Raw genomic sequence first — 20,642 nt, 5'->3', positions numbered from 1 at the left:
TGGTTGTGTGTTCTGATAATATTTTAACAGAAAAAATCTTGCCAATTCTGATATAATCTAAATAACTGTAAAGGTACAAAACTGCTAACGTAAAATCCTGTTTGCATTTAACAATCTATCTTAAAGTTAGATAGCTTTATTTAAATTCATTTCAACTGAATTAAAATCAATGTAAAGGCAAAGGTGATATTCAAGTTTGCAATGCTTGATTTGATTAAGATTTTTCATTTTAAGGAACGTAAAATTAGAATCTGAAAAACTTTTAATTTAAAATATAGTTTAAAAGAAAAACCTGCTACCTTTGCAGCACTACATGAACATCACAAAGAGCCATATCAACATTTCTACGCTTGCAGCTCCTGCTGTAACAGGCTCTACTGTGCATTTCCATCATATCCATCATTCCTCGTAAGAGGAATACAATCAACATATGGCCCCCTTAGGGTGTAATGCCCTTTTATACTTTGCTCAGAGTAAAGTCAGGATATTTATATATAAATCAATCTAAACTTATACATATGCTTCGTATTGCCATTCAAAAGTCAGGCAGACTAAGTGAAGAATCTTTGAAACTGATAAAGGAATGTGGTATTTCCTTTGTAAACAGTAGCCTTAAACTTAAAACAGAGTGCACCAATTTCCCACTTGAAATACTCTACCTGCGCGATGATGATATTCCGGGCTACGTTGCCGACGGCGTTGCAGATATTGGCATTGTGGGAGAGAATGTACTGGTAGAAGAGGGAATGCAGCAGCTGGCTGTAGAGCAACTAGGCTTTTCAAAGTGTCGCTTATCTTTAGCTGTACCTAAATCTGCTGATTATGACGATATTTCTGATTTAGCCGGTAAAAACATCGCAACCTCTTATCCTAATTTGTTACAGTCCTTCCTGGATGAAAAAGGAGTGCAGGCGCACATCCATACAATTAGTGGTTCTGTAGAGATAGCCCCAAGTATAGGCCTTGCCGATGCCATCTGCGATATTGTTAGCTCAGGCAGTACTTTAATTAGTAATGGCCTCAAAGAAGTAGAGCGGGTATTTAAATCTCAGGCTGTACTTATCTCCAACCAAAACCTTTCTTCTGAAAAACAGCAGGTTCTAAATAAATTGTTGTTTAGGATACATGCCGTGCAGCGTGCGCAACGGGCAAAATACATCCTGCTTAACGCGCCAAACGATAAAGTTGACACTATTTCTCAGCTATTACCAGGTATTAAATCGCCAACTATACTTCCGTTAGCAGAAGAAGGCTGGAGCTCGCTGCACTCTGTAGTTAATGAGGATGATTTCTGGGAAATAATAGAGAAATTAAGAGATGCTGGCGCAGAAGGGATATTAGTTGTACCGATAGAGAAAATGATTAAATGATACGCAAAATAATTAACCCAGATCGCAGTACTTGGGCTGATTTAGCAAAGCGTCCTGTTAAAGACCTGGAAGAGCTGGAGCCTGGTATCAAGCAAACATTCAGGTTGGTACAGGAACTTGGTGATGAAGCGCTTTTGCAGCTGGCAGAGAAGTATGATGGCGTTAGACCAGCACAACTATTGGCTTCTGCAGAAGAACTAGCCGCAGCAGAAAATCAAATATCTACAGAGCTGCAAGCTGCCATACGTCAGGCGTACAGCAATATCAACTTGTTTCATGCGCGGCAATCTGAGGAGATGCAACCCGTAGAAACGATGCCTGGTGTAGTATGCTGGCGTAAAAGTGTGGCTATTCAGAAGGTAGGTCTATATATTCCGGGAGGTACAGCTCCTTTGTTTTCTACTTTATTGATGTTGGGAGTGCCTGCAAAACTCGCTGGCTGTGAAGACATCATACTTTGCACACCACCTGCAAAAGACGGAAGTATACACCCTGCCATACTTTATACTGCTAACCTCTTAGGTATAACCAGAATTGTAAAAGCAGGAGGAGCACAGGCTGTTGCAGCCATGGCGTTTGGCACCGAAAGCGTACCGGCTGTTGGTAAAATATTTGGGCCTGGTAACCAATACGTAACCGTTGCAAAACAACTCGTAAGCAGGGCCGGAGTGGCTATTGATATGCCTGCTGGGCCATCGGAGGTGCTTGTAATGGCTGATGAGGCTGCTAACCCCGCTTTCGTAGCTGCCGATCTGCTGTCGCAGGCTGAGCACGGAGCAGACTCGCAGGTAGTTCTGCTCACGGCTTCTGAGGAGTTTGTTGATGCAGTAACTGTTGAGGTAGAAAAACAACTTGCGCAGTTACCGCGTGAGGTATTTGCCACTCAGGCGCTGCAAAATAGTATAGCCATTGTTTTACCAGATACAGAGCAGATGTTGGCATTTTCTAACCTATACGCCCCGGAGCACCTTATACTTGCTGTGCAGGATTTTGAAAGTATAGCGAAAGGTGTTGTAAATGCAGGCTCAGTATTTTTGGGCAATTATACGCCAGAATCGGCAGGTGATTATGCTTCCGGCACAAACCATACTTTGCCAACAAACGGTTATGCCCGCGCATACAGCGGTGTCTCTTTAGATAGCTTCGTAAAAAAAATAACTTTCCAGCATATTACGCCAACTGGTTTGCAGAACCTGGGCAAAACAGTAGAGGTAATGGCTGAGGCCGAAGGTTTGCAAGCCCACAAAAATGCAGTTTCCATCAGACTCAAACAGATAAACAATGTTTAACTTAGAAAGTATAGTTCGGCCGAACGTACTTAAAATGAAGCCATACTCTTCTGCGAGAGATGAGTTTAAAGGTACAGCCAATGTGTTTCTGGACGCAAATGAGAATAACTTAGGCAGCCTGGCCGGTGATAATTATAACCGCTATCCGGACCCGCACCAAAATAAATTGAAAGCCACTATTGCAAGTATCAAAGGTGTAGCGCCAAATCAGATTTTTTTAGGTAACGGAAGCGATGAAGCAATTGATCTGTTGCTGCGTGCGTTCTGCACCCCTGGCATAGACGCTCTGCTTTGTCTGCCGCCTACTTATGGTATGTATGAGGTATCAGCCAACCTAAACGATGTGCGGATAGATACGGTACAGCTTACTCCTGACTTTCAGATTCCGGTGCGTGAAGTAATGCAAAGTATAAAGCCAGAAACAAAACTGCTGTTTATATGCTCACCGAATAACCCCACTGGCAATAGTATAGATGCTGCAAGTATTGAAACGTTGCTCGATAATTTTGAGGGTGTTGTAGTAATTGATGAGGCTTATATTGATTTTGCAGCCTCGCCGAGCTGGACAACCCGTCTTGAAGATTTCCCTAACCTCGTGGTGCTACAGACATTTTCTAAAGCTTGGGGTATGGCAGGTTTGCGTTTAGGTATGGCTTTCGGCTCTGAGGAGTTGATCTCTATTTTGGATAAAATAAAGCCGCCTTATAATGTAAACGAAGCTACACAGGAACTTGTGTTGCAGGCATTGGATAAAACAGAAGTGCTGAAGGACATGGTAGAAGAGATTGTGCAAGAGCGTGAACTTTTAATGCAAGCACTCCCAAAGCTTAATGCCGTTGAGCATGTTTATCCATCTGAAGCAAATTTTATACTTGTTAAAGTAAAAGATGCGAACAGAATGTATAATTGCCTTCTTGATAAAGGGATAGTAGTCAGGAACAGGTCAAGCATAAAAGGGTGTGAGGGTTGTTTACGCATCTCTGTTGGTACCTTGGAAGAAAACCAAAAATTATTAGGCGCAATAGCAGAGTTTAATTAGGCGAGGCATGTATCCGGCGTTACATACTACATTACACAATTGGTATATGATGCTGACTACTTACGTTTTGTTATAAACATATTATCAATGAAAAAAGCACTTTTTATAGATCGTGACGGCACAATATTAATAGAGCCTAAAACAGATTTTCAGGTTGACTCATTAGAAAAGTTTGCCTTTTTACCCAAGTCTATCACAAATCTTGCACGTATTTACCGTGAAATGGATTATGAGTTTGTGATGGTTACGAATCAGGATGGTCTTGGTACAGATTCTTATCCGGAAGATACTTTCTGGCCATATCAAAACAAGATGCTGGAGATACTGGAAAGCGAAGGCATTCAGTTCGATGAGATTCTGATTGACCGCAGCTTTGAGCACGAAGGTTTGGAAACAAGAAAGCCTGGAATTGGTATGATGAAAAACTATTTGGCAGGAGAGTATGATCTGGCTAATAGTTATGTGATCGGGGACAGATTAACAGATGTAAAGCTGGCGCAGAACCTGGGCGCAAAGGCAATTTTTCTCGGAGAATCAGAAGCAAACGACGCAGTTCTTACCACTACCAGCTGGGATGAAATTTATGAGTTTCTGAAGCAGCAGCGCACTGGGCGTACCGCCAATGTTCGTCGGAGCACATCTGAAACAGACATTCAGGTGGATTTAAACTTAGATGGCTCTGGTAAAATGAGTATCCATACGGGGGTAGGTTTTTTTGACCATATGCTGGAGCAGGTTGCAAAGCATGCTAAAATTGACTTGAACATCAATGTAAAAGGAGATTTACACATTGATGAGCATCACACCATCGAAGACACTGGCTTAGCACTTGGTGAGGCTTTTATGAAAGCTTTGGGTGACAAACGTGGCATAAGCCGCTACGGCTTCTTTGTACTGCCAATGGACGAAACACTAGCTCAAGTAGCCATTGATTTCAGCGGCCGCCCTTGGGCAGTTTGGAATGCGGAGTTCAAACGTGAGAAAGTAGGCGACATGCCAACGGAAATGTTCTTCCATTTTTTCAAGTCTTTTTCAGATACAGCTAAAGCAAATCTGAACATAAAAGTGGAAGGTGATAACGAACATCACAAAATAGAAGCCATATTTAAAGGCTTTGCCCGTGCTATAAAAATGGCCATTGCCCGAGACCTGCACGATAACTCTATACCTAGTACGAAAGGTATACTTTAAACTTTATAACTTTTTCTAAAGCAGAAGAGGGCGCAAGTATTATACTTAGCGCCCTCTTCTGCTTTAGTAGGGTGGTTTATACTTTAGTTCTCAACCAAGCTTCGGCTAGGTCTATATCGTCAAAAATCTCGATGTAGTTAGGATTTATTGTATGCCGTATCATTTTATCTGTTGATAGGCGGCTAAGCATACTTGGAGAGTAGACCCAAGCAAACCATTTTAAGCCAGCTTCGCGCATAGCCGGAAACCACACATCACCTCCCCATTTTGCGGCAGCAGACCATTGACCTTCCACCTGGGTGTTGTCATTTAAAATTTTAAAGCAGGCGTTAATTTTCATAAGCTCCAGCATTTTTTCACAACCTGCTTTCACTGATTCATAATTCTGATAACCACGCCAGTTTACATATATCCAATCACCGGTAGAATTATATTCTATGGCTATAAAGTCATTTCTAAAAAGAAGTTCGTTTCTCATCAATACTTTAATTTACTACACTTTTTTGATGCGAATGGATGACAAAACTACAAACCAAATCGTTTTTGAAGCAAGGTTTTTACTCACTTTATAAAATTACGGACTGCATATATTGTACTGGTTTATAACATTTAAAGAATGCATAACTTTACATAATGCTACTTTTATATTATAAAATCGGTCTTTTCTTCACCTGCACCCTATTTCATAATAGCCTTCACATACTCTGTAGGCTGATGTTTTGGTAAAAGTTTATGCTAATATTGGCGGTTTATCTTGCAAACGTTATTCTATGAGTAATACATATAGCATTTTCCTTTTTTTCTGCCATTTTACAGTATTTTTTATTTATAACGATTAAGCAATATAACTTTCTTAGTTGCTACTGCTGCCTTTTCTCGTACTAAAGATCATATGTTCTTGAAATTTTTGAGGTAGAGTTAGATGATCAGCAGTAAGAAATAATTAGAATAAGTATTTGCTTTTAATATTTTAGCCTTTACTTTTGCAACCACGGATATGATCAAGTGTCCGCTTCATTTAAAAGTATAGAAACAAAGTGATTCAGAATCTTCATATGGCATGGTGGTGGCACGTTACTCAAAGTACCGTGAACAGCCATTCTATGCCATATATGAAGTAAAATATATAAAGCATTAACCGAAAGGAATCAAAGGCCTGCTGTTCACCAAGAACAGCAGGCCTTTTTGTTTTCATCACCCCTTATAACTATGAGCAAGTATAAAATCATCACCAACTTCAAACGCCTTTTGGCAGATACGATGACACCGGTGAGTGTGTACCTGAAGCTACGCGACAAGTTTCCGAACAGCATACTGCTGGAGAGTTCCGATTACCATGGCGCCGAAAACAGCTTCTCCTATATCTGCTGCAACCCGATGGCAAGTATAAAAGCAGAGAATGAAGTGCTGACAGAGACTTTTCCGGATGGTAGCGTGCGCACCACAGCTATCACAAAGAAAACAGATGTGCCGGCACTGTTGGGTGACTTCTCGAGAAGCTTTGAGGTGGAGGAGAATAAAGCTTTTAGCTTCATCCACAACGGACTGTTTGGCTACATGAGTTATGATGCGGTGCGCTACTACGAGGACATCAACTTAACCATGCGCGAAGGCCGTGCCGATATTCCTGATTTATACTATGCAGTTTACCGCCACATTATTGCCATCAATCATTTCACTAACGAGGCTTTTATCTTTGCTCACAACTTTAATCAAGGTAATGACGATGGTATTGCAGAGATTGAGGCGCTACTGAACAGCCGTAACATCCCGAGCTATACTTTTAAAACATCAGGTGAAGAAGAACACAATATTTCTGCGGAGGATTTCCTGAAGAATATCGAGAAGGCCATGCAGCATTGCTACCGTGGCGATGTGTTCCAGTTGGTGCTTTCGCGCCGTTTTGCACAGGGCTTTCAGGGGGATGAGTTTAATGTATACCGCGCCCTACGCTCTATCAACCCTTCACCATACCTGTTTTACTTCGATTACGGCAGTTTCAAAATCTTCGGCTCTTCGCCGGAGGCACAGCTGGTAATTAAAGACCAGAAAGCGAGTATTTTTCCTATTGCAGGCACCTTTAGAAGAACCGGTGATGATGCGGCAGATGCAGCTTTGGCAGAGAAACTCTTGGCTGACCCGAAAGAAAACGCCGAACACGTGATGCTGGTTGACCTGGCTCGCAACGATTTGAGTCGTAACGGGCATAGCGTGCAGGTGGAGACGTTTCGGGAGATACAGTTCTACTCGCACGTGATCCATTTAGTGTCAAAGGTATCAGGCACTTTGCACAAGCAGGAAGACGCGCTACAGATGGTGGCCAGCACCTTTCCGGCCGGCACGCTCTCCGGAGCACCCAAGCACATGGCCATGCAGCTCATCAACCGCTACGAAACTACCAACCGTGCCTTTTACGGTGGCTGTATCGGCTTTCTCGACTTTAACGGCAATTTCAACAGCGCCATCATGATTCGCTCATTTCTGAGCAAAGACTACAAATTATATTTCCAGGCAGGTGCAGGCATTGTGGCCGCCTCTAACCCGGAAAGCGAACTACAGGAGGTGGACAATAAATTAATGGCGCTGCGCCGCGCCCTTCAACTGGCCCAAGAGATAAACTAATATGAACGTTCTGGTAATAGATAACTACGACTCATTTACCTACAACCTGGTGCACCTGCTGCAGGAACTGGGAGCTACGGTAACGGTGCGCCGCAACGACAAAATCTCGCTTGAAGAGGTTGGTCAGTATGATAAGATCATGCTGTCGCCTGGTCCGGGAATACCTGATGAGGCTGGCCTGCTGAAAGAAATTATCCGCACCTATGGCGCCAGCAAAGATATGTTCGGTGTGTGCCTAGGGCATCAGGCGATAGGTGAAGTGTACGGCGGCAAGCTTTTCAATAGCAACGAAGTATGGCACGGAATTGCCTCGCCGGTGCAGGTGGTGTGCGAGGAGGAGCCGCTGTTTAAAAACCTGCCGAAGCAATTCGGAACCGGCCGGTACCATTCCTGGTTGGTGGAGCAGGAGCTGCCGGAGTGCCTCATCCCAACCGCAGTGGATGAAAAAGGGCACATCATGGCGATGCGCCACCGGGAGCATAAGGTACGCGGTGTGCAGTTTCATCCGGAGTCGGTGCTGACGGAGCACGGAAGAGAAATGATCAAGAACTGGTTAGAGGCATAAAATGAAAGAGATATTAAACCACTTATTCGAACATAAAACGCTGACAAAGGAGCAGGCGCGCGAGGTGCTGGTAAACATCGCTGCCGGTAAGTACAATCAAAGCCAGATCTCCAGCTTCCTTACAGTATTTATGATGCGCAGCATTACCGTGGAAGAACTAGAGGGTTTTCGTGATGCTTTGCTGGCACTTTGCCACCGCGTGGACCTGGACGCTTATAACCCTATAGACCTTTGTGGCACGGGTGGAGATGGGAAAGATACCTTTAATATCTCTACGCTATCTTCTTTTGTAGTAGCGACTAATGGTGTGGCTGTGGCCAAGCATGGTAATTATGGCGTTTCGTCGTCTTGCGGCTCTTCTAACGTTTTGGAGGCGCTGGGTATTAAATTCACGACGAATACGGATGCTTTGGAGCGCAGCATCGACAAGTATAACATCTGCTTTCTGCACGCGCCGCTTTTTCACCCGGCCATGAAGAGTGTAGGGCCTATCCGAAAGGAGCTGGGCGTGAAAACCTTCTTTAACATGCTGGGCCCTATGGTGAATCCAGCCTTTCCAAAGCGACAGTTGGTGGGAGTATTCAGCCTGGAACTGGCCCGCATGTACGGCTACCTCTATCAGCAAACCGACACCCGCTATACCATACTTCATACTTTAGATGGTTATGATGAAATTTCTCTTACGAGTCCTTTTAAAGTAATTTCTGATGATCGCGAAGCTCTTTTAGATGCTAAAGCGCTTGGTTTACCCCAGTTACAGCACGATCAAATCAAGGGTGGAACAGATATAGCTTCTTCGGCAGAGATTTTTATAAATGTTTTGAAAGGAAAGGGCACAGAGGCCCAAACAGCGGTGGTATCTGCCAATGCCGGTATGGCCCTGCAGTGCGCTCGTCCGGAACTCAGCTTACAGGATGCTGCCGCATTGGCAAAAGAAACGCTGCTTTCGGGCAAGGCCTATACTTTATTTAATAACCTGGTGCAGGACCAGAGACTGGCGGTATCCAATTAATTAAACAAATTGAATAGAAACAGCTTAAAGCATAAGCAAAGCAATAAGATGAACATATTAGACGAAATAATCGCAAGCAAATACAAGGAAGTAGCAGAGCGTAAAGAACTGTACCCGGTTAAACTTCTGGAGAAAAGCTTATACTTCGAAACTCCTTGTATCTCCTTGGAGCGCTACCTGCTGCGCCCGGACAAAAGCGGCATTATAGCAGAGATTAAGCGCAAATCACCTTCCCGTGGCGACATCAACCCTTATATTTCTGTGGAGCGGACTTCAATTGGCTACATGCAGGCAGGTGCTTCGGCTTTGTCGGTGCTAACGGATGGGCCATACTTTGGGGGCAAGAACGAAGACCTGATGACGGCGCGCAAGTATAACTACTGTCCAATTTTGCGAAAGGATTTTACGGTGGATGAGTACCAGATTGTGGAAGCAAAGTCTATCGGAGCTGATGCCATTTTGCTGATTGCCGCCGCGCTGGAACCTGCCCGCCTGAAAGAACTGGCTGCCTTTGCCCGCTCCTTTGGCCTGGAGGTGCTGTTAGAGGTGCGTGATAAAGAGGAACTGGACGCGACGCTTTCTGAGAATGTGAACGTGGTAGGAGTAAACAACCGTAATTTAAAAGACTTTGTGACGGATGTGAATACATCGTTCGAGATCGCAAAGCATATTCCGAGCGGCATCACCAAAATCTCTGAAAGCGGCATCAGTAATCCGAAGACGCTGATTGAGCTAAGTGAGGCAGGTTTTAACGGTTTCCTGATTGGAGAGAGCTTTATGTACAACAGCCGACCAGAGCGTGCCGCCGCTAACTTTATAAAAGAGTACAAGCAGCTTCGTGAGAAGCAGGAGGTGCCAGCATGAAAATAAAAGTATGCGGCATGCGCGACCCAGACAATATAAGGCAGGTAGCGGCGCTGCAGCCTGATTACATGGGCTTCATCTTCTATGAAAATTCCAAGCGCTACGCAGAAGGGTATATCATGCCTGAACTACTGGAGGAATTGCCTCTAAGTATAAAAAAGACGGGTGTATTCGTAAATGCCGGCACAGAAAACATTCAAGCCATAATTGAAAAGTATAAATTGGATGCTGTTCAGCTGCATGGCCGCGAAACCCCAAAGCAATGTGCCGAGATGCAGGAATTTGGAGTAGAGGTGATTAAGGTTTTCTCTGTGGATGATAAGTTTGTGTTTGAGAACACACTACTTTACGAATCCTGCGCCGACTATTTTCTTTTTGATACACGCGGCAATGAGTATGGCGGCAATGGCTTTCCGTTCGATTGGGAGTTGCTATCAGGGTATTTATCGCCTAAACCATACTTCTTAAGCGGAGGATTGAACCTGGATAATATAAAGCACCTAGAGAAAGTACGGCCTAAACCTTATGCCATCGATGTGAACAGTGGCTTTGAGCAGGAGCCGGGGCTAAAGAAGGTTGAAGATCTTAAAAAACTGTTCGACTTAGTCAGAAGCAAGTAGTGAACTATGGCGCAAGCGTCCGCTTGTGCTGGTAATAAAACGGTAGCACAAGCGGACGCTTGCGCTAGGAAACGGAACTAACGTCTCAAAAATATATGAGTTATCACGTTAACGAAAAAGGATTTTACGGTAAGTTCGGAGGAGCCTACGTGCCCGAAATGCTGTACCCCAATGTGGAGGAGCTGCGTCAGAATTACCTGCGTATCATGCAGGAACCAGACTTTCAGGAAGAACTTCAGCATTTGTTAAAGGACTATGTAGGTCGCCCTACGCCCTTATACTTTGCGCCGCGCCTATCCGAAAAGTATAACACCAAAATATACCTTAAGCGCGAGGACCTGAACCATACAGGTGCGCACAAGATCAATAACACCATCGGGCAGGTATTGCTGGCAAAACGTTTGGGCAAAAAACGCATCATTGCCGAGACAGGTGCTGGACAACATGGCGTGGCTACGGCTACGGTTTGCGCTTTGATGGGCTTGGAATGCATCGTTTATATGGGTGAGGTGGATACTGAGCGCCAAGCACCAAATGTGGCCCGCATGAAGATGCTGGGTGCAAAGGTTGTGCCCGCCACCAGCGGAAGCAAAACTTTAAAGGATGCCACCAACGAGGCTATCCGTGACTGGATTAACAATCCGGAAAACACGTATTATATTATCGGTTCTGTGGTAGGTCCGCACCCGTACCCGGACATGGTGGCCCGTTTCCAAGCGGTAATCTCAGAGGAGATACGTGCGCAGCTGCTAGAGAAGGAAGGCACGGAACTACCGAATTACGTGATTGCCTGTGTGGGTGGCGGAAGCAACGCCGCGGGCGCCTTTTATCATTTCTTGGATGAGCAGGAAGTGCAACTGGTAGCCGTAGAGGCAGCCGGTAAAGGTATTGATTCAGGTGAATCCGCCGCTACATCGGTGCTTGGCAAGGATGGTATCATTCACGGCAGCCGAACTCTGTTGATGCAGACAGAGGACGGGCAGGTAACGGAGCCATACTCTATTTCTGCAGGTCTGGACTATCCGGGCGTTGGTCCGTTGCATGCACACTTGTTTGTAAGCAAGCGCGCCCGTTTTATGAGCGCAACCGACGACGAGGCACTGCAGGCGGTTCTTGAGCTGACGAGGCTGGAAGGCATTATTCCGGCGCTGGAAACAGCGCACGCGCTGGCTGTACTGGATAAGCTGCAGGCAAAACCAAATGAAACTGTCATCATCAATCTTTCCGGACGCGGCGACAAAGACCTTTCTACTTACCTAAAGCATTTCCATTTCGATGAAAAATAGAATTAAGAGCCTCTTTGAGCAGAAGCAAAAAGGACTGCTGTCGGTATACTTTACAGCAGGTTTCCCGAGCCTGAACGATACAGAGACTATTATCCTGGAACTGGAGAAGAACGGCGTGGATATGATTGAGGTAGGTATGCCTTTTTCTGACCCTTTGGCTGACGGTCCAACGATACAAGCTAGCAGCACAGTAGCTTTGAACAACGGCATGACTATCTCTAAGCTGTTCGAGCAACTGAAAAATATCCGCCAAAAAACGCAGGTACCGTTGGTGCTGATGGGTTATCTAAACCCGGTGATGCAGTATGGTGTGGAGCGATTCTGTCAGAAAGCCGCTGAAGTAGGTGTTGATGGTATCATACTTCCGGACTTACCATTGCGGGAGTACGTGGAGGAATATAAGGAACTGTTCGAAAAGTATAACCTGAGCAAAGTTTTTCTGATAACACCGCAAACCCCGGAGCCCCGCATCCGTGAGATCGACAGCCACACCAACGGCTTTATCTATATGGTGTCCTCGGCTTCCACCACTGGTAAAACAATCGGACTGGCGGAGCAGAGCCAAGCGTACTTTCAGCGGGTGGCGGGTATGCAGCTGCAGAACCCGGGCGTAATTGGTTTCGGCATTCACGATAAAGGTACTTTTGCCTCAGCTTGTAACCATGCCAGTGGAGCCATTATCGGCAGCGCCTTTGTAAAGGCATTGCAGCAGGAGAGAAGCCTGCAGGAAAATATTTCATCATTTATCCAAAGCATCAAAAACTAACATGATCATACAACTGCAGCAAGGGATCCCGGCTGAGCTGAAGGAGAACATCCTGAAGCAGGTGAAGGAAATCGGTTACAAAGCCAATGAGGTAATAACGCAGGAGGCGCACTATTTAGTAGCCATCGGCAAAAAGGAGTTTGATATTCGCCATATTGGTCAATTACCTGGTGTAGCCGATATTCACCGGGTGTCTGAAGAGTATAAACTGATTTCCCGCAAGTGGCGCGTAGAACCTACCCGCATCGATTTAGGTGATGGGGTAATGATCGGGGAAGGCAGTTTCAGCATTATGGCTGGTCCGTGTTCTATTGAAAGTGAGGTGCAGATAGAGAGCATAGTGGCTCACCTGAAGGAGAACAACGTGCGCATTATGCGTGGCGGTGTGTTTAAACCTCGCAGTTCGCCTTATGCTTTTAGAGGTATGGGCATGGATGGCCTGAAGATGTTTCACCGCATTTGCCGCGAAAACAACATTAAAGTAATAACAGAGGTGATGCAGGTTTCTCAGATCGAGGAGATGATGGATTATGTGGATGTTTTCCAGGTGGGAGCACGCAACAGCCAGAACTTTAACCTGCTCGATTCGCTGGGCGAGGCGCAGAAGCCTGTGCTACTGAAGCGCGGTATTTCGGGCACTATTGAGGAACTGCTGCAGGCGGCTGAATACATCTTCTCGCACGGCAATGAAAAAATCATGCTTTGCGAGCGCGGCATCCGTTCCTACGAAGGTGCTTACCGCAACGTGCTGGACCTGAACGCTGTGCCGGTGCTGAAGGAAAAAACGCATTTACCAGTTATTGTAGATCCTTCGCATGGCATTGGTTTGCGGGATTATGTAGAGCAAATGTCGTTGGCGGCTGTAATGGCTGGGGCAGATGGCGTGATCTACGAAACGCACCAGACGCCGGAGAAAGCCTTCTCGGATGCCCAGCAGACGGTGAATTTCTGGGAGTCGGAGCGTATGATAAAACGTATGCGCCAAGCTTTTGAGTTAAGAGAGAGCTTCTAATAACAAGTAAAACCTGAACAACAGTTTTTATTATACTTCCGATGCACTATCTTTGCAGCAATGAAAGGCACAATGGCTCATAAGCATCATCACCATGCACGAAGCAATAGTTTCGGAGCCACTAGCCTATGGATTTGCTAAACGTATTTAACCTATACATCCAAAAGCCTGACTCCGAACCGAGTCAGGCTTTTTTGATTTTCGGATTTAGAGGCTCAGGATTTATACTTTAGCACCCATTCATAAAGCGTAATTTCTAATTCATAATTAAAAACAATGAACTTAGTTATAGTAGATTATAAAGCAGGTAACGTGCAGTCGGTGCAGTTTGCACTGGAACGGCTTGGCGTGCAGGCTACCCTTAGCTCAGATGCTGAAACTATAAAGGCAGCTGATAAGGTAATTTTCCCGGGCGTGGGGCAGGCGGCCTCAGCCATGGCGCAACTAAAAGCCAGAAACCTGGATAAACTATTGCCAACACTGGAGCAGCCATTTTTTGGGGTTTGCCTGGGTATGCAGTTACTTTGCCAGCACTCCGAAGAAGGCGATACTGATCTGCTGAACATTATACCGCTGCCGGTTAAGCATTTCGAAACTGACTTGAAAGTACCGCACATGGGCTGGAATCAGCTAGAGAAATTGCAATCACCTTTATTTAATGGGGTGCAGGAGAAGGAGTATGTATACTATGTACATAGTTACTACGTGCCGCTTAGCGAATATACTATTGCGCAATCGGTTTATCCCGAGCCTTTTACAGCAGCCTTACAATACAAGAACTTTTATGCAGCGCAGTTTCACCCGGAGAAAAGTGGTGCGGCCGGCTCACAAATCCTGAAAAACTTTTTAGCCCTATAATGGAAATTATACCAGCGATAGACATAATCGGCGGCCAGTGCGTTCGCCTGACAGAAGGAGATTTTGCGCAGCAAACCACTTACGACAGCAACCCACTGGAGGTAGCTAAGCGTTTTGAGAGCCACGGTGTAAAGCGCCTGCACTTAGTTGATTTGGATGGTGCGAGAGCAAAGAAGCCCGTAAACCTTAGCGTATTGGAAAGTATAGCTGCCAATACTAGCCTTGTTATTGATTTTGGCGGTGGCTTACAATCTGAAGAAGCTGTAAAGCAAGCTTTTGATGCTGGTGCATCGCAGATTACAGCAGGAAGTATAGCCGTGCGTGAACCTGATACTGTAAAAGGGTGGCTGCTGAAGTATGGCGCAGAAAAAATTATTATCGGTGCCGACTTTAAAGGAACCAACATTGCCATATCTGCTTGGACCGAAGAGAGCAAGTATCCGTTGCAAGACTTCATCTCAGGATATGTTAAAACCGGTGCACGTTTGTTTATCTGCACCGATGTTAGCAAGGACGGCAAACTGCAGGGGCCATCTCTCAATACCTATCGTCATCTTAAGCTTACATTGCCAGAGGCCGGTATTATTGCCAGCGGCGGTGTAACTACTATTGATGATCTGGAAGAGCTGCAGGAAATGGGAGTAAAAGGTGCCATTATCGGCAAAGCGATTTATGAAGGTACTATTCAACTAAAAGACTTAGAGCGATTTATATGCTAACCAAACGCATTATACCTTGCCTTGACATAAAAGACGGACGGACTGTAAAGGGCGTTCAGTTTGAGAACATACGCGATGCCGGAGACCCAGTAGAATTGGCGAAATGGTATGCCCAGCAGGGTGCCGATGAACTTGTGTTTCTGGATATTACAGCTACCAACGAAGGTCGTAAAACATTTGCACAACTAGTACGCGATATTGCCCGCCAGATTGATATACCGTTTACCGTGGGTGGAGGCATTGGCTCAGTGGTAGATGTGGAGGTGCTACTACAAAATGGTGCCGACAAGGTTTCAATCAATTCTTCAGCTATTAAAAATCCACAGCTGGTAGAAGAGTTATCAAGGCACTTTGGCAGCCAGTGCGTTACCGTGGCTATTGACACAAAGTATAAAGAAGACACCGGCTGGAAAGTATACACCCGTGCCGGTACAATTGAAACTGAGCACCAGACAGTAAACTGGGCAAAACAGGTGGTAGATTTAGGAGCCGGAGAAATTCTGCTGACAAGTATGAACAACGACGGTACGAAAGCCGGTTTTGCGCTGGATATAACAGGTGAGGTGTCGAATGCGGTCTCTGTGCCTGTTATTGCCTCTGGTGGGGCCGGAAGTATGGAGCACTTTGCTGATGCATTTAATAAAGCCAATGCCGATGCCGCGCTGGCTGCAAGCCTTTTCCACTTCCGGGAGCTTGGGGTGCCAGAACTAAAGCAGTATCTGAAGCAGCAGGGAATAGCTGTTAGGGTTTAAATATTGATGAGCCTATGAGTTTTGAAGTGAAAACCTTACCGCTCGTAACTCTGGAATTAGAACAACTATAATGAATTTAGATTTCGAAAAAGCCGGTGGTCTTGTGCCTGCCGTTATTCAGGATAATACCACCGGACAGGTGCTGATGTTAGGCTACATGAACCAGGAGGCACTGGATAAAACGCAGCAGGAGGGATTGGTTACCTTCTTCTCCCGCTCCAAAAATCGCCTCTGGACCAAAGGAGAAACTTCCGGCAATACACTTCAGGTCGTAAGTATAGCTGAGGATTGTGATAATGATTCGCTTCTGATTAAGGTTAAACCAAAAGGCCCAACCTGCCACACCGGCAGTACAAGTTGCTTTGGTGAGGATGGTGCAGCTAACAGAACTAAAGCCATACAATTTATAGCGCAACTAGAAGAGGTTATTCAGCAACGAAAAGTTACACCTGCTGAGGGTTCTTATACTAACTTTCTCTTTGATAAGGGTATAAACAAAATTGCCCAAAAAGTAGGTGAGGAGGCTGTAGAAACAGTAATCGATGCTGTTGCCGGTAAGTTAGACACCATGAAAGGGGAGGCTGCCGACCTGCTATACCACCTGCTGGTGCTCTTAGCTGCTACCGGTCTTGAGTTAAAAGACGTAGTAGCTGTGCTGGAAGAACGACATAAGAAATAACTTTAACTAAAAAGCCCGTAATCCATTCTAGGTTGCGGGCTTTTTAGTTAAAACAAGCACTATTGCGCAATTTTTACGTTCGTAAATTCGCCTTGGATGGTGATGTCACATCTACGGGTATCAGTCTGATTGATCTGATTAGCTTTAGGATCAAACGCCTGCTTCAGTTTAACCTCGTAACTCCCACTGATAAGTTTGTGCTTGGCATTGTAGGCAGTAATAGTAAAGTGGCCTTCCATGGTGCTGGAGTTGCTCAGGTACATAGTAGCAGAATTGGAGTCCTTTTTGTAAGTATACTGCACATTTGCAGCACCATTAGCAGGGTTGGGTAGAGATTTTAAAGTATAAGTGCCTACATAGCCTGCTATAACTTGCTGCTTATTAATACTAAAGCTGATCGCATCCGGTCCAACATGAGCCGGAATACTAAAACTTAATGTTAACCGATCTGTATCCAGGCTGGCATAGGATACAACACTCATACCACTGTAATTGGAGAATTCTGCAGATTGAGGCTCGTTATAAGTATAGGCTATGGCTGCGTTCATTGTAGCCTGCGCAGCAGGTACAGCTTCTTCTGATTTCTCTTTAGAGTCGCCGCAGGCAGTAAAAAGTAGTATAAACAGGAACAGTAATGGTAATTGCTTTTTCATAGTTTTTATAAGTTTTACAGTTGAAAAAGCCTTTGCTATTATCGTGCCAATATTAAGTATACCTTATATAAATTGTTTAATAGCATCTGCTACTTCACCGCCTCTTTCTTCCTGTAAAAAGTGCCCTGCTTTATACTTTATAATATTTGCCTCTGGAAACTCATGCTCCAATCTTTCTAGAAAATGTATAGGCAGGAGTTTGTCCTTTTCACCCCAAAGTATAAGTTTGTTTATACTTCTTAGCTTTTCGCGCTGCTGCCAAAGCTCGGCAAAGTATGGGTTGGATTCATGTAAGGCCTTCGCAAACTGCCAGGTACCAAATCGGCTAGCAGGAGTAGAAAGAGGCTTCTGGTAATGTTGTTTAATGTCTTTTGTCAGGTGCTTACGGTCGTGGTAGCCTTGAGCTAAAAGCACGTTCGGAGAGAAACCCATCTGTAAGTATAAAAATATACCCACACTACCAGCCATAAACTTACTTATCTTCATAATCCTTTTTTCTTCTTCCAGGCTCCACATCCAGGTATTTAGGATAACAAGGTTTTTCACGTTAGCCGGATGGCGCAGGGCATAACGCAACCCAATGGGGCCACCAAAGTCATGTACTACCAGCGTGATGTTCTTTAGCTGCAGGTGGTTAATAAGTTGCTCCAAGTTATCGGCATGTGCAGCAGGGGTATAGGCAAAACCAGACGGCTTCTCAGAAAGTCCAAAACCAATATGATCAGGTGCAATGCAACGGTAGTTGCGGCTAAGTGATTTAAGCTGTTGCCGCCACACAAAAGACCAAGTAGGGGTGCCATGCACAAACACAATTGGCTCACCTTCCCCTTCGTCCACATAGTGCAATTGGGCTCCTTCTATTTCTAAAGTATGATGTTTGAAAGGATAGAGAATGCGATCGAGCCATTTAGGAGAGACCATAGATGTGGCAGCTGTATTAGTCATTGTTGCTGTTTGTTTTATATTTTTGTATAAGATTAGTCGCCAGTTCATCAATTGGGTAAGAAGTATCTAAAAGGTAATGGCTAGCCATACCATCGAGGGTGGCAAATAACAGTAAGGCTTCCTGGCTTGGATTTGTGTAGCCAACCTCATTCAGGTTTTTTTCAATCATATGATGGATATAGTTTACTTGCTGATTTATACTTCCCATCATATCCGATACAAATTTTCGCTGCATGCGTAGGCTGTGCAGTAGCCTCCAGAATTCTTGCTTTTCCTTTAGCAGTTTTACCATGTTTCGGATGTGCCGCTCTATACCCGGAATTCCCTTTGCATAACCTTCAGCCTCCTCAAAAGTAGCTGCAATATCAGCTTGGCTACTTTCGAAAATAGCTTTTAAAAGCTCCTCCTTACTCTGAAAATAGTTATAGAGTAAACCCAGTGACACACCTGCTTCCTTTGCGATCATTCTGATAGAAGTAGCCTCATATCCCTTTTCAGAAAAAAGCCTAAAACCTATCTGAAGCAGCAGTTGCCTGCTTTGTTCACGTTTTGTATTTAAGATGCTCATATTATGATTGAACGTCCGTTCATTTTAATAGTTTCTGTTTTCAGGTCCAAACACAAAAAACAATTCTCCTGTTAAATAATTACTCCGTTACCAAAGCAACACTCGTAAGAAAGCAATATCTAAAAAATTTAATTTGTGAAGCACAAGACAGTTGATAAAAGTAAATCAAAAAAATGGCTGATTACTGGCTCTATTATAGTTGGAATAACAATCCTGCTTTTTACTGGGCTTTATGTATTTAATTTTTGGCTGGAGAACAAAATCGAGAGTTCAGTGCACAAACAAAGCAAAGGTGTGTATACACTAAAGCTGCATGGCCTGGAGACATCTCCCTTTGTTGGTTTAGTATCAGTAGACAGTCTAAGTTTAACACCAGACTATAAGCGGTGGGAACAGTTAAGAGAACAGCAGCAAGAAGTTTCCAGAACTTTGCTGGATTTAAAATCCAAATCGATATCGCTTAACAGTCTAAACTTCTTTAACATGCTGTTCCGCAATAATGTAACGCTGGAAAGCCTGGTAGTGCAACAGCCTAGCATGGTAATGACAGTTATGATGCAGGACACGACCACAACACATAAACCAATGCACGAAACTGTAAAAGGACTACTCCGCAGCATGAAGGTTGGAAAAATTGATGTTGACTCAGCTACATTTAAATACAAAACCAGGATAGGGAATGATGCTGAACTGCTTCATTTAAAATCATTTAACTTAACTGTGCAAGATTTTCAATTAGACAGCGCCTCTTTTAATGACGATAGCCGTGCCTACTATGCAAAGCGTATTTTAGTTAAAGCGGCTGGCGCAGAAGCAACTGTACCGGAGGGGCACTATCATTTTACAACAGATTCACTTATAGTTGATACGGCAAACAACTTTCTTACAGCCAAGAAAATCAACATGCAGCCGAAGACAAAGAATTCGGATGTGGCTAGAGCAAAAGGCAGGGCTGTAACCAGTATCAATTTAAAAATTTCTGATGTTTCAGTTACCGGAGTAGATTATGCAAAGCACTCCAGGAAGAATGATGTCTATATCCAGCATATACTGATTAATGAGCCAAACCTTGACGCTTATAAAGACAAGCACAACTTTAAAGACAAAGGTGTAAAGCCATTGCCTCATGACCTGGTGCAACAAGTTAAGTTTAAGCTGAACGTTGATACTGTTCAGGTTAAAAATGCTTACATGCGTTACGAAGAATTATCCCAGGGAGCAACAGAGACAGGTCATATTTTCTTTTCCAGGCTTAATGGCACAGTTACAAACCTCACTAACATACCTAGTAAGATCTCTAAAAGTAAGCCTGCTGTGGTTTCTGCGCGTGCACTACTCATGGGTAAGACAGAATTTCAGGCTACTGCTCGGCTACCTTTACTCGACAAAAACGCATTTCATACTTTAGAAGGAAGTTTAGGGTCGGGTAATCCTGAAATGCTCAATCCGATTTTAGTACCCACTAATTTTATTAAAGTTGATGAAGGCTATGTGCGTCAGATCACATTTAACGCCACGCTAAACCGGAATGGTGCTAAGGGTAGTATGAAAGCGCTTTACAGCAATCTTGAAATCGAAGTACTCTCTAAAGGTGCTACCTCAGAAGAGGATCAGAGTTTAGGTAAAGAAATAATTTCTCAAGCTGCAAACTGGTTTTTGATAAAAAGCAGCAATCCCGACGATAAGGGAGAAAAGCCACGAATTGGAGAAATCAATGTGACCAGGAACAAACAAGGATCATTTATTACCTACTGGAAAGATTGTATTGTAAGCGGATTAATGGCCAGTATAGGACTAGAGAAAATGGCAGATAATAAATTTAACTAGACAAT

The 20,642-nt window shown here is 44.3% G+C and carries 21 protein-coding genes; 17 read left to right on the top strand and 4 right to left on the bottom strand.

What is annotated here, in order from left to right; all coding sequences use genetic code 11:
- Nucleotides 1-518 precede the first annotated feature (518 nt).
- From hisG to hisB, 4 genes are all read left to right on the top strand, one after another.
- On the top strand, nucleotides 519-1,370 hold the full coding sequence (hisG, locus tag WG943_RS10195) for an ATP phosphoribosyltransferase (RefSeq protein WP_340408707.1): 852 nt from the start codon (nucleotides 519-521) through the stop codon (nucleotides 1,368-1,370).
- Entirely contained in the window at nucleotides 1,367-2,659 is a 1,293-nt protein-coding gene (hisD, locus tag WG943_RS10190; RefSeq protein WP_340408706.1) for a histidinol dehydrogenase, read from the top strand. The genes hisG and hisD overlap by 4 nt, the downstream gene beginning before the upstream one ends.
- Nucleotides 2,652-3,698, top strand: a complete 1,047-nt coding sequence (hisC, locus tag WG943_RS10185; protein ID WP_340408703.1) for a histidinol-phosphate transaminase — start codon at nucleotides 2,652-2,654, stop codon at nucleotides 3,696-3,698. Before hisD ends, hisC begins: the two co-directional genes overlap by 8 nt.
- A gap of 87 nt (nucleotides 3,699-3,785) precedes the next feature.
- Nucleotides 3,786-4,889, top strand: coding sequence for a bifunctional histidinol-phosphatase/imidazoleglycerol-phosphate dehydratase HisB (hisB, locus tag WG943_RS10180; RefSeq protein ID WP_340408701.1), 1,104 nt, complete (start codon nucleotides 3,786-3,788; stop codon nucleotides 4,887-4,889).
- A gap of 76 nt (nucleotides 4,890-4,965) precedes the next feature.
- On the opposite strand, the gene WG943_RS10175 is transcribed toward hisB, so the two are convergent.
- Nucleotides 4,966-5,367 (bottom strand): hypothetical protein, encoded by a 402-nt coding sequence (locus tag WG943_RS10175; protein WP_340408700.1) that lies wholly within the window; start codon nucleotides 5,365-5,367, stop codon nucleotides 4,966-4,968.
- A gap of 731 nt (nucleotides 5,368-6,098) precedes the next feature.
- Between WG943_RS10175 and WG943_RS10170 the strand changes: the two genes are divergently transcribed.
- The 12 genes from WG943_RS10170 (at nucleotide 6,099) to hisIE (ending at nucleotide 16,644) form a co-directional block, all read left to right on the top strand.
- Nucleotides 6,099-7,511, top strand: a complete 1,413-nt coding sequence (locus WG943_RS10170) for an anthranilate synthase component I family protein (protein ID WP_340408698.1) — start codon at nucleotides 6,099-6,101, stop codon at nucleotides 7,509-7,511.
- 1 nt (nucleotide 7,512) lies between these two features.
- The gene (locus WG943_RS10165; protein ID WP_340408696.1) at nucleotides 7,513-8,076 is read left to right on the top strand and encodes an anthranilate synthase component II; all 564 of its coding nucleotides are present in this window, start codon (nucleotides 7,513-7,515) and stop codon (nucleotides 8,074-8,076) included.
- A 1-nt stretch (nucleotide 8,077) separates the two neighbouring features.
- Complete coding sequence (trpD, locus tag WG943_RS10160) at nucleotides 8,078-9,088, top strand: anthranilate phosphoribosyltransferase (protein WP_340408694.1); 1,011 nt, start codon at nucleotides 8,078-8,080, stop codon at nucleotides 9,086-9,088.
- A 48-nt stretch (nucleotides 9,089-9,136) separates the two neighbouring features.
- Nucleotides 9,137-9,952: an indole-3-glycerol phosphate synthase TrpC gene (gene trpC, locus WG943_RS10155; RefSeq protein ID WP_340408693.1), complete on the top strand. Its 816-nt coding sequence runs from the start codon at nucleotides 9,137-9,139 to the stop codon at nucleotides 9,950-9,952.
- Nucleotides 9,949-10,572: a phosphoribosylanthranilate isomerase gene (locus WG943_RS10150; RefSeq protein WP_340408691.1), complete on the top strand. Its 624-nt coding sequence runs from the start codon at nucleotides 9,949-9,951 to the stop codon at nucleotides 10,570-10,572. The genes trpC and WG943_RS10150 overlap by 4 nt, the downstream gene beginning before the upstream one ends.
- A gap of 95 nt (nucleotides 10,573-10,667) precedes the next feature.
- On the top strand, nucleotides 10,668-11,858 hold the full coding sequence (gene trpB, locus WG943_RS10145; RefSeq protein ID WP_340408689.1) for a tryptophan synthase subunit beta: 1,191 nt from the start codon (nucleotides 10,668-10,670) through the stop codon (nucleotides 11,856-11,858).
- Nucleotides 11,848-12,624 carry a tryptophan synthase subunit alpha gene (gene trpA / locus WG943_RS10140; RefSeq protein WP_340408688.1) on the top strand — a complete coding sequence of 259 codons (777 nt, stop codon included), beginning with the start codon at nucleotides 11,848-11,850 and terminating at the stop codon, nucleotides 12,622-12,624. The genes trpB and trpA overlap by 11 nt, the downstream gene beginning before the upstream one ends.
- 1 nt (nucleotide 12,625) lies before the next feature.
- Nucleotides 12,626-13,636 carry a bifunctional 3-deoxy-7-phosphoheptulonate synthase/chorismate mutase gene (locus WG943_RS10135; RefSeq protein WP_340408686.1) on the top strand — a complete coding sequence of 337 codons (1,011 nt, stop codon included), beginning with the start codon at nucleotides 12,626-12,628 and terminating at the stop codon, nucleotides 13,634-13,636.
- A 276-nt stretch (nucleotides 13,637-13,912) separates the two neighbouring features.
- On the top strand, nucleotides 13,913-14,494 hold the full coding sequence (gene hisH, locus WG943_RS10130) for an imidazole glycerol phosphate synthase subunit HisH (protein WP_340408684.1): 582 nt from the start codon (nucleotides 13,913-13,915) through the stop codon (nucleotides 14,492-14,494).
- Entirely contained in the window at nucleotides 14,494-15,213 is a 720-nt protein-coding gene (gene hisA / locus WG943_RS10125) for a 1-(5-phosphoribosyl)-5-[(5-phosphoribosylamino)methylideneamino]imidazole-4-carboxamide isomerase (RefSeq protein ID WP_340408682.1), read from the top strand. The genes hisH and hisA overlap by 1 nt, the downstream gene beginning before the upstream one ends.
- Nucleotides 15,207-15,965 (top strand): imidazole glycerol phosphate synthase subunit HisF, encoded by a 759-nt coding sequence (hisF, locus tag WG943_RS10120; protein WP_340408681.1) that lies wholly within the window; start codon nucleotides 15,207-15,209, stop codon nucleotides 15,963-15,965. Before hisA ends, hisF begins: the two co-directional genes overlap by 7 nt.
- Nucleotides 15,966-16,035: 70 nt before the next feature.
- On the top strand, nucleotides 16,036-16,644 hold the full coding sequence (hisIE, locus tag WG943_RS10115) for a bifunctional phosphoribosyl-AMP cyclohydrolase/phosphoribosyl-ATP diphosphatase HisIE (RefSeq protein ID WP_340408679.1): 609 nt from the start codon (nucleotides 16,036-16,038) through the stop codon (nucleotides 16,642-16,644).
- A 59-nt stretch (nucleotides 16,645-16,703) separates the two neighbouring features.
- Here the strand turns inward: hisIE and WG943_RS10110 are convergent, their stop codons facing one another.
- The 3 genes from WG943_RS10110 to WG943_RS10100 all read right to left on the bottom strand — a co-directional run bounded on the left by WG943_RS10110 (nucleotide 16,704) and on the right by WG943_RS10100 (nucleotide 18,810).
- Nucleotides 16,704-17,297, bottom strand: a complete 594-nt coding sequence (locus WG943_RS10110) for a hypothetical protein (protein WP_340408677.1) — start codon at nucleotides 17,295-17,297, stop codon at nucleotides 16,704-16,706.
- A gap of 63 nt (nucleotides 17,298-17,360) precedes the next feature.
- Nucleotides 17,361-18,242, bottom strand: coding sequence for an alpha/beta fold hydrolase (locus WG943_RS10105; protein ID WP_340408675.1), 882 nt, complete (start codon nucleotides 18,240-18,242; stop codon nucleotides 17,361-17,363).
- The gene (locus WG943_RS10100; protein WP_340408674.1) at nucleotides 18,235-18,810 is read right to left on the bottom strand and encodes a TetR/AcrR family transcriptional regulator; all 576 of its coding nucleotides are present in this window, start codon (nucleotides 18,808-18,810) and stop codon (nucleotides 18,235-18,237) included. The genes WG943_RS10105 and WG943_RS10100 overlap by 8 nt, the downstream gene beginning before the upstream one ends.
- A gap of 135 nt (nucleotides 18,811-18,945) precedes the next feature.
- Here WG943_RS10100 and WG943_RS10095 point away from each other — a divergent pair, with 135 nt between their 5' ends.
- The gene (locus tag WG943_RS10095) at nucleotides 18,946-20,637 is read left to right on the top strand and encodes a hypothetical protein (RefSeq protein ID WP_340408673.1); all 1,692 of its coding nucleotides are present in this window, start codon (nucleotides 18,946-18,948) and stop codon (nucleotides 20,635-20,637) included.
- Nucleotides 20,638-20,642 lie beyond the last annotated feature (5 nt).

The sequence above is a fragment of the Pontibacter sp. H249 genome, from assembly GCF_037892465.1.
Classification (GTDB): Bacteria; Bacteroidota; Bacteroidia; order Cytophagales; family Hymenobacteraceae; genus Pontibacter.
This window is presented reverse-complemented; position numbering and strand designations above follow the sequence as displayed.